We start from the raw sequence: 8,987 nt of genomic DNA, 5'->3' as shown, positions 1-8,987 counted from the left end.
CGGAATTCTTCTGTGGTTGTTCTTTATTGATGTTATTTAAGAATGTTAGTAATAATAGGGATGCCAACGGTCTGTGGATAAGCTGTATTTATTCTTGTATTTCAATGATTTGCAGGATTCAGAAGCATGTGGAGCCGACCCGGCTGCCGCTGCATCGGAAATGGGGACAAATCCTGATGTGCTTCCCGTCCTGTGCATAACTGGTGGGTTATTCGGAATGAATCCTCAAAGTTATCAACAGCCCGTGTTTTCCTCTGAAAATTTCGTTATTTCATGGCTGTAATTGTGTTTGTTGCTATATAAAATATAGCAAAATACATTCAGCACGATTGATTGATCACAGCTCCCAAAGCGGCTGGCACAACTCATGAAAACGCCGTGGCGCAACTGGTGGGCAGGGCGTTCCTGGCGTTTCGTGGAGCGTTTGCGGGACAATCGGGGCTTTGTTTTCAAGCATCAGGAGCCCGTGTACCGTGACCGATTCCGCCGCAAAGCCTCAATTGCCCGACCGCCTGTCCATCGATCCCCGCAGCCCGCATCACCAGCCGGAGTTCTTTGAATACGACATCGGCATCGTCTTCAATGGCAAGGAGCGCTTTGACGTGGAGGAGTACTGCGTGAGCGAGGGTTGGGTGAAGGTGCCGGCGGGCAAGACGCTGGACCGCAAAGGCCGCCCGCTGCTCATTACCTTGAAGGGCAAGGTGGAAGCGTTCATCAAGCCGGCGCCGTCGGCGGCCTGATCTTTCCATCTTTCTGTCGCAGAAAAAAAGGAAGCGCCAGGGGTGCCATGCACGCCTCGTGCGCTCACTTCTTCGGATGCCGGGATCTGCCGCTATTCGCTTGCCAGATCATCCAGGATGGGGCAGTCGGGCCGGTCATCCCCATGGCAGCAGTGCACCAGCGTCTGCAGGCTGCGCTGAATGGCCTGCATTGCCGCGATGCGTTCCGACAGGTTCGCTATGTGGGCCTGCGCGACTTTCTTGACCTGGGCGCTGGCGCGCGCCTTGTCTTTCCACAGCCCGAGCAGGGTGGCGATTTCTTCCATGGAGAAGCCGAGATCGCGGGAGCGCCGGATGAAGCGCAGCGTGTGGACGTCGGCCTCGTTGTATTGACGGTAGCCGCTGTCGGTGCGTGATACGTCCGGCAGCAGGCCCAGCGATTCATAGTGGCGCACCATGCGCGCCGACACACCGGCGCGCCGCGCCGCCACGCCAATGGCCACCGGCCAGTGCATTGCGGGCGTCCGGGCGGCGGCGTGTTGTGCAGAGGCCGTCATGCGGCGACGGTATAGCCTTCTTCCTTGATCGCGTTGGCAAGCGCGTCGCGCGATTTGTCGCTTTCCACCACGACCTGTCCCGTGGGCAGATCGACCTGGACGATGGCGTCTGCATCGACTTCGCGCACGGCATGCACGACGGCGCGTTCGCAGTGGCCGCAAGTCATGCCTTGGACTTGGAAGGTGTACTTCATGGTTTTCTCCTGAAATGGTGAGGAATGTATCAATGATGTACCTTGACACGATGTGAGAGTCAATAGTCAATAGCCCAGGATATTTTGCAGGCTCGTAGAGTGCAGGGTATGGTCATCACGGTTTCATGCGCGCGCGGAAATGGAATGCGGCGATATGTCGTTCCCGCAATGCTGATGAGGGCTTGACCTTCACATGATGTTAAGCAGTAACTTGATGGACATGAACTCAACAACTACTCCTCACAATGCGGTGCAAACGGTCGATCTGGGCATTGGCGGCATGACCTGCGCCAGTTGCGTGGGCCGGGTGGAGCGTGCGCTGAAAAAGGTCTCCGGCGTGCAGGACGTCAGCGTGAATCTGGCACTGGAGCGCGCCCACGTGACGCTGTCCGCCGATGGCGCGGCGCCCGCGGCCGATATGGAGGCCGTCCTGCGCCGGGCGGTTCGCAACGCTGGCTATGAGCCGCGCACGACCGCCGAGCAGGAAGCCGGCGAGGCCGCTTCGGAGTCTCCCTGGGCGGGTTTCACGCCCGTGGCGGTTGGCCTCGTGTTGTCGCTGCCCCTGGTGCTGCCGATGTTTGGCGATCTGTTGGGCAAGCACTGGATGCTGCCGCCATGGGCCCAGTTCCTGCTGGCCGCGCCGGTGCAGTTCATTCTGGGCGCACGTTTTTACAAGGCGGGCTGGCATGCGCTGAAGGCTTTGTCAGGCAACATGGATCTGCTGGTGGCGATCGGCACCAGCGCGGGGTTCGGCCTTTCCCTGTGGCTGTGGTTCACTGCCCATCCAGGCCATGTGCCGCATCTGTATTTCGAGGCATCGGCGGTGGTGATTACCCTGGTGCTGCTGGGCAAGTGGCTGGAAGCGCGCGCCAAGCGGCAGACGACGGCGGCGATCCGCGCGCTGCATGCGCTGCGCCCGGATGTGGCCCATCTGATCGGCCGCGATGGCGAGGTCGATGTGCCCATCGCCGAAGTGATGGCGGGCGACAGGCTGGTGGTGCGGCCGGGTGAACGCATTCCGGTGGACGGCGTGGTGGCCGAAGGGCATACGCAGGTGGATGAGTCGATGCTCACGGGCGAGCCGCTGCCTGTGGCGCGCGAGGTGGGCGCTGCGTTGACGGGCGGTTCGATCAACGGTGACGGGCGCATCGTCATGCAGGTGTCGGCGGTGGGCGCGGAAACCGTGCTGGCCCGCATCATTCGCCTCGTGGAGGATGCGCAGGCAGCGAAGGCGCCCATCCAGCGCCTCGTGGACAAGGTGTCGTCCATCTTCGTGCCTGCGGTTCTGGTGATCGCCCTGGGCACTTTCATTGGCTGGATGTGGTGGGGGGTGGGCCTGGAGACTTCGCTGATCCGCGCGGTGGCCGTGCTGGTGATCGCCTGTCCGTGCGCGCTTGGGCTGGCGACGCCCGCGGCCATCATGGCCGGCACCGGGGTGGCGGCCAGGCACGGCATTCTGATCAAGGATGCGCAGGCTCTGGAAATCGCGCACCGGGTGGATACCGTGGCTTTCGACAAGACGGGTACGCTGACCGTGGGTCAGCCGAGATTGACAGCGTTTCACGTGGAACCATCGGCCGACGAACCGGCGATACTGGCTGCCGTGGCCAGTGTGCAAAGCGGCAGCGAGCATCCGCTGGCTCGGGCCGTGGTGCGGGCAGCCGGGGAGCGGGGGATTGCCATTCCGGAGCCCGAAGGGGTCCGCGCCGTGCCCGGACGCGGCACGGAGGGCGAGGTGGTATCGAAGAGCTATCTGATCGGTAGCATGCGCTGGATGCAGGAACTTGGCGTAAGCCTGGGGGATCTGGAGGCCCAGGCGGCGCAATTGCAGGAGCAGGGGGCCACGGTATCGGCCGTGGCCGAACGCCGCACCAGCGGCCTCGCAGCGGTCGCCCTGCTGGCGTTCGGGGACGAGCCCAAGCCCGGTGCGCTGCAGGCATTGGCAGACCTGCGCGCCAAGGGCGTGCGCTGCGTCATGATTTCAGGCGACAACCGGGGAGCCGCCCATGCAATGGCCAGGCGGCTTGGACTGGATCCGGACAAGGGCGAGGTCATGGCCGAGGTGCTCCCGGGGGAGAAGGCGGCGGCCGTCTTTGAACTGAAGAAGGGCGGCCACGTGGTCGCCATGGTGGGCGATGGCGTCAATGATGCGCCCGCGCTTGCGGCGGCGGACGTCGGCATGGCCATGGGCAACGGCACGGATGTGGCGATGCATGCGGCGGGCATTACGCTGATGCGCGGCGATCCCATGCTGGTGGCCGCGGCGCTCGACGTATCGCACCGCACGGTGCGCAAGATCCGCCAGAACCTGTTCTGGGCGTTTGCGTACAACGTGGCCGGCATCCCGCTGGCCGCGCTTGGCTATCTGAGCCCGGTGGTGGCGGGAGCTGCCATGGCGCTGAGTTCCGTCAGCGTCATGACCAATGCGCTTTTGCTCAAGCGCTGGAGCCCCGGAGGGAAATAGTAAAAAGGAAGGGCTGCCAGCCCCAGGCCGGCAGCCCTTGGCGGGATATCCCGTCAGGCCAGTGTCGGATAGTCGATGTAGCCGTGTTCGCCGCCGCCGTAGAACGTGGCCTGGTCCCAGGCATTGAGCGGCGCCTTGTCGTGCAGGCGCTTGACCAGGTCCGGGTTGGAGATGAACAGCTTGCCGAAGGCCACGATGTCGGCGTGGCCGGTTGCAATGGCTTTCTCCGCTATGGCTGCGTCATAGCCGTTGTTGACCATCCACGCTCCCTTGCCGCCCGCCTGGCGGTAGGCATCCTTGAACCGGATGTAGTCGAACGGGCGGCCCTCCACTTCGCGCGGGCCGCCGGTGGCGCCTTCGATCACGTGGATGTAGGCGAGGCCCATCTGCGCCAATTGCCGTGCCACATACTCGAACAGCGGTTGCGGGTTGCTGTCCACGATGTCATTGGCGGGAGTGACCGGCGAGAGGCGGATGCCCACCTTGCCGCCACCGATGGCATCGGCGATGGCGCGTGTCACTTCGAGCAGCAGGCGGGCGCGGTTCTCGATGGAGCCGCCGTAGTCGTCGGTGCGCTTGTTGGCTCCGTCCTTGAGAAACTGATCCAGCAGATAACCGTTGGCGGCATGGATCTCCACACCATCAAAACCTGCGGTTTCCACCGCGCTGCGTGCCGCCTGGGCGAAGGAGTGAACAATGGCCGGCAGCTCCCTGGAATGGAGCGCGCGGGGCGTGGAGGTATCCACAAAATGGCCTTTGCCGGTGGCTTTGTCGATCACGAAGGTTCGGGTATGGGCCCTCACGGCGGATGGGCCCACTGGTGGCTGGCCGCCCGGCAGCAGATCGACGTGGGAAACGCGGCCTACGTGCCAGAGTTGCGTGACGATTCTTCCGCCGCGCGCGTGGACGGCGTCGGTGACTGCTTTCCAGCCGTCGAGCTGACGCGTGTCATACAGGCCGGGAACGTCGGCATAGCCCTGTGCGAATGGGTCGATGGCGGTGCCTTCCGTGATCAGCAGGCCGGCGCTGGCGCGCTGCGTGTAGTAGGTGGCGGTGATGTCCTTGGGGATGGCATCGGGAGAGCGATTGCGCGTAAGCGGCGCCATCGCAATGCGATTGGCCATGTGCAGATCGCCGGCCTGGATAGGGGAGAACAATGTGGTGGTCATGAAACCTTGGCCTTTCGTTCTTTCTTGGTTGAACAGAATCAAACTCTAGAGTAATCCACCCACAGGGCTTGCGCAGTGCTGCGGCGCAAGTCCATGCCTCGTCAGGAAGGGCTCCATGGGGCGTTCCGAGGCTTGCAGAAGCAGGGGATTTTGCTCTGCCGGAAAAGCAGAAATCCGACTGGCCCAAAAAGGTTCGTCGGATTTCTGGATATCGGCAGAACGAACCGCTGCGTGATTATTTGATCAGGCCCTCGGCCTTCATCGCAGCCACGACGGCTGGGCGCGCTCCCACGCGTTCACGGTACTTGTTCAGATTGGCAAAGGCTGAAAGATCAACGCCTGTCAGGCCAGCCCAGTTGGTCACGGTGAACAGATAGGCATCGGCCACCGAAAACTGCTCGCCCAGGAGGTATTGCTTTGCGGCAAGTTCGTTTTCGACATACTGAAGGCGGCCGGTAATGCGTGCACGGGCTGCGTTCTTGATCTCGTCGGAGTTGGGTCCGAACAGCGGGCCGAAGTTCTTGTGAAGTTCGGTTCCGATAAAGGTCAGCCATTCCTGGAGCTTGGCCCGTTCCCAGGTTCCGTTCGCGGGCGCGAGGTTCTTCTCGGGCGACTGATCGGCCAGGTATTGCACGATGGCCGGGCCTTCATGCAGCCGCCTGCCATCGGCCAGCTCCAGCACAGGCACGTATCCCAATGGGTTGATGGAGTAGAAATCGGTGCCGTCCTGCAATTTGTGGCTTTTCGTGCTGGCGAGCACGGGGGTGTATTGCAGGCCAAGTTCCTCCATCACGATATGGGGAGACAGGGAGCAGGCGCCGGGGGAGTAATAAAGCTTCATTGCGTGAACCTTTTCAGTAGACAGACAGGAATGAACCTTGGGAAGGAAACATGCTATACCGTCTTGAAGCGCCCTGCAGAGCGGGGCCTTTGGTATCTTTTGTTCCTTTTTTGATTAAAAAATAGGCAATCAAAAAGAGAGAAAGATTCCGTGTTTCACGTGAAACATGCAAGCCGCCCCTCTCATTCCAGGGTGGCATGACAGCCATCGGGACAGAATGGCCGGAGCATGGGAAAATCACGGTTTTCCGGACAGTCAGGTCCGGGACGATCCAGACTTCCCTCATGCAAGACAGCTTCTGCAACAGGGCTGGATCGTTTGACTCCCGGTTGCGCGCGAGCGGGAGCATAGGAATAGATGTTTGCGGGCCAGCGCGTCCCCGAAAGGCGCTCCTTCCATGTTGTATCCCCAGAATTTTGATGTCATCGTAGTTGGCGGCGGACACGCCGGAACAGAGGCCGCGCTTGCCGCCGCACGCATGGGTTGCAAGACCCTGCTGCTGTCGCACAACATCGAGACGCTTGGACAGATGAGTTGCAATCCGAGCATCGGCGGCATCGGCAAGGGGCATCTCGTCAAGGAAGTGGACGCCATGGGCGGCGCCATGGCGCTGGCTACCGACAAGAGCGGAATCCAGTTCCGCATACTCAACAGTTCGAAGGGGCCCGCTGTGCGCGCCACGCGAGCGCAGGCGGATCGGATTCTCTACAAGGCAGCCATTCGTGGGATGCTGGAGAATCAACCCAACCTGTGGCTGTTCCAGCAGGCGGTGGATGACCTGATGATGGAGGGCGATCGCGTTGTTGGCGCCGTCACTCAGGTCGGAATCAAGTTTCGCAGCCGCACCGTGGTGCTGACGGCAGGCACTTTCCTCGATGGCAAGATTCACGTGGGGCTGGATAACTACGCGGCCGGTCGTGCGGGCGATCCGCCGGCGGTCACGTTGTCATCCCGGTTGAAGGAACTGAAGTTGCCGCAAGGCCGCCTCAAGACAGGCACGCCGCCGCGCATTGACGGTCGCAGCATCGACTTTTCCCTATGTGAAGAGCAACCGGGCGACGGCATGCCGGGTGGGGTGAACGAGGGCATGCTGCCTGTGTTCAGCTTCATGGGCAGCGCAGCCATGCATCCCAGGCAGATGCCCTGCTGGATCACGCACACCAATGCGCGCACGCATGAAATCATTCGTTCGGGGTTCGACCGCAGCCCCATGTTCACCGGCAAGATTGATGGCATTGGCCCGCGCTATTGCCCTAGCGTTGAAGACAAGATCAATCGTTTTGCGGACAAGGAAAGCCACCAGATCTTTCTGGAGCCCGAGGGGTTGACCACGAACGAGTATTACCCCAACGGCATTTCGACCAGCCTGCCGTTCGACATCCAATACGATCTGGTGCGCAGCATTCGCGGCATGGAGAATGCGCATATTTTGCGTCCCGGCTATGCCATCGAGTACGACTACTTTGATCCGCGAGCGCTCAAGAGCAGCTTTGAGACACGGCAGATCAACGGCCTGTTCTTTGCGGGGCAGATCAACGGTACGACGGGATACGAAGAAGCCGCGGCGCAAGGCATGTTCGCGGGCATCAATGCTGCGCTGCAATGCCGCGAGCAGGAGGCCTGGGTTCCGCGCCGCGATGAAGCGTACCTGGGCGTGCTGGTGGATGATCTGATCACCAAGGGCGTGACCGAGCCCTACCGCATGTTCACCAGCAGGGCAGAGTTCCGGCTGCAACTGCGCGAAGACAATGCGGACATGCGCCTGACGGATGTGGCGCGCAGGATGGGGTTGGTTGACGATGTGCGCTGGGATGCATTCAGCCGCAAACGGGATGCTGTTTCACGTGAAACAGAACGCTTGAAATCCACCTGGGTGAATCCGCGCAATCTGCCTGCTGAAGAATCCGAACGGGTTCTGGGCAAAGCCATCGACCATGAATACAACCTGTTCGATCTATTGCGCCGACCCAACGTGGGCTATGCCGAGCTGACCCGGATGAATGGCAATAAATACGCGACTCCCGACGTTTCACGTGAAACGCTGGGTGATCTCAGCGAGCCGGTGATCGAGCAGGTGGAAATTGCTGCGAAGTACTCCGGCTATATCGACCGCCAGAAGGATGAGGTGGAGCGCGCCGCACATTTTGAAAAATTACGCCTCCCTGTGGATATGGACTATATGCAGGTGGCGGCGCTCTCGTTCGAGGTTCGCCAGAAACTGCAGAAGCATCGCCCAGAAACCCTGGGCCAGGCCTCGCGGATTTCCGGAGTTACACCAGCGGCGATTTCCCTGTTGATGGTGCATCTGAAAAAGGGAGGCTTCAAGGAGTTTTCCAGCATGGGCACACCTGACTCGAAGGAATCGATTGCATGAATGATCAGTTGATGGACCCGTTGCGAGAGGGCGCACGGAAGCTGGGTCTCGAACTGAGCGAGGGGCAGTTCATGCAGCTCATGGAGTTTCTCTCGCTTCTTCAAAAATGGAACAAGGTCTATAACCTGACGGCTGTGCGCGATCCCGGTGAGATGCTGACGCATCATCTGCTGGACAGCCTGGCGGCGGTCAAACCGCTGCAGCGGTATCTGAATTCCATGCCGCAAGGGCAGGGTGAACGGTTGCTGGACGTAGGCTCAGGCGGGGGCCTGCCCGGAGTCGTGTTTGCTATTTGCTGCCCTTCTCTCGATGTGAGCTGCGTGGATACGGTGGCGAAGAAGGCCGCGTTCATCAATCAGGCGGCAGCAACTCTGCGGCTTTCCAACCTGCACGGCATTCATGCCCGGGTGGAAACCCTGACGCAGAAATTTGATGTGGTGAGCTGCAGGGCATTTGCCTCACTGATCGATTTCACCACTTGGTCTCGATCCACCCTGGCGGAACATGCCGTCTGGCTCGCCATGAAAGGCAAACGGCCTGACGATGAGATGGCGGCATTGGGCGCGGGCGTGGACGTGTTTCACGTGGAACATCTGCAGGTTCCTGGACTTGACGCAGATCGTTGCATCGTCTGGATGCGGCCTGTCGCTTAAACTTCAGCACTGAGCC

Annotated in this window: 8 protein-coding genes; 4 read left to right on the top strand and 4 right to left on the bottom strand. The window is 60.9% G+C overall.

Features of this window, described 5'->3' with window-relative positions:
* Positions 1 to 473 precede the first annotated feature (473 nt).
* Complete coding sequence (locus ABWP92_RS02585) at positions 474 to 740, top strand: DUF3297 family protein (protein ID WP_353233782.1); 267 nt, start codon at positions 474 to 476, stop codon at positions 738 to 740.
* 92 nt (positions 741 to 832) lie between these two features.
* Here ABWP92_RS02585 and cueR read toward each other — a convergent pair whose 3' ends face one another.
* Together cueR and ABWP92_RS02575 are read right to left on the bottom strand one after the other, a co-directional pair.
* Positions 833 to 1,276 (bottom strand): Cu(I)-responsive transcriptional regulator, encoded by a 444-nt coding sequence (cueR, locus tag ABWP92_RS02580; RefSeq protein WP_353233781.1) that lies wholly within the window; start codon positions 1,274 to 1,276, stop codon positions 833 to 835.
* A complete protein-coding gene (locus tag ABWP92_RS02575; RefSeq protein WP_353233780.1) occupies positions 1,273 to 1,470 on the bottom strand; it encodes a heavy-metal-associated domain-containing protein in 198 nt (65 codons plus the stop codon). The genes cueR and ABWP92_RS02575 overlap by 4 nt, the downstream gene beginning before the upstream one ends.
* 220 nt (positions 1,471 to 1,690) lie before the next feature.
* Here ABWP92_RS02575 and ABWP92_RS02570 point away from each other — a divergent pair, with 220 nt between their 5' ends.
* On the top strand, positions 1,691 to 3,934 hold the full coding sequence (locus ABWP92_RS02570) for a heavy metal translocating P-type ATPase (RefSeq protein ID WP_353233779.1): 2,244 nt from the start codon (positions 1,691 to 1,693) through the stop codon (positions 3,932 to 3,934).
* A gap of 53 nt (positions 3,935 to 3,987) precedes the next feature.
* Here ABWP92_RS02570 and ABWP92_RS02565 read toward each other — a convergent pair whose 3' ends face one another.
* Positions 3,988 to 5,103 (bottom strand): alkene reductase, encoded by a 1,116-nt coding sequence (locus tag ABWP92_RS02565; protein ID WP_353233778.1) that lies wholly within the window; start codon positions 5,101 to 5,103, stop codon positions 3,988 to 3,990.
* A 235-nt stretch (positions 5,104 to 5,338) separates the two neighbouring features.
* Positions 5,339 to 5,944: a glutathione transferase GstA gene (gene gstA, locus ABWP92_RS02560; RefSeq protein ID WP_353233777.1), complete on the bottom strand. Its 606-nt coding sequence runs from the start codon at positions 5,942 to 5,944 to the stop codon at positions 5,339 to 5,341.
* A 397-nt stretch (positions 5,945 to 6,341) separates the two neighbouring features.
* Here gstA and mnmG point away from each other — a divergent pair, with 397 nt between their 5' ends.
* Entirely contained in the window at positions 6,342 to 8,318 is a 1,977-nt protein-coding gene (gene mnmG, locus ABWP92_RS02555; RefSeq protein WP_353233776.1) for a tRNA uridine-5-carboxymethylaminomethyl(34) synthesis enzyme MnmG, read from the top strand.
* The gene (rsmG, locus tag ABWP92_RS02550) at positions 8,315 to 8,971 is read left to right on the top strand and encodes a 16S rRNA (guanine(527)-N(7))-methyltransferase RsmG (RefSeq protein WP_353233775.1); all 657 of its coding nucleotides are present in this window, start codon (positions 8,315 to 8,317) and stop codon (positions 8,969 to 8,971) included. The genes mnmG and rsmG overlap by 4 nt, the downstream gene beginning before the upstream one ends.
* The last annotated feature ends 16 nt before the right edge of the window (positions 8,972 to 8,987 follow it).

Source organism: Diaphorobacter ruginosibacter (assembly GCF_040396215.1).
In the GTDB taxonomy this organism is placed as follows: domain Bacteria; phylum Pseudomonadota; class Gammaproteobacteria; order Burkholderiales; family Burkholderiaceae_C; genus Diaphorobacter_A; species Diaphorobacter_A ruginosibacter_A.
This window is presented reverse-complemented; position numbering and strand designations above follow the sequence as displayed.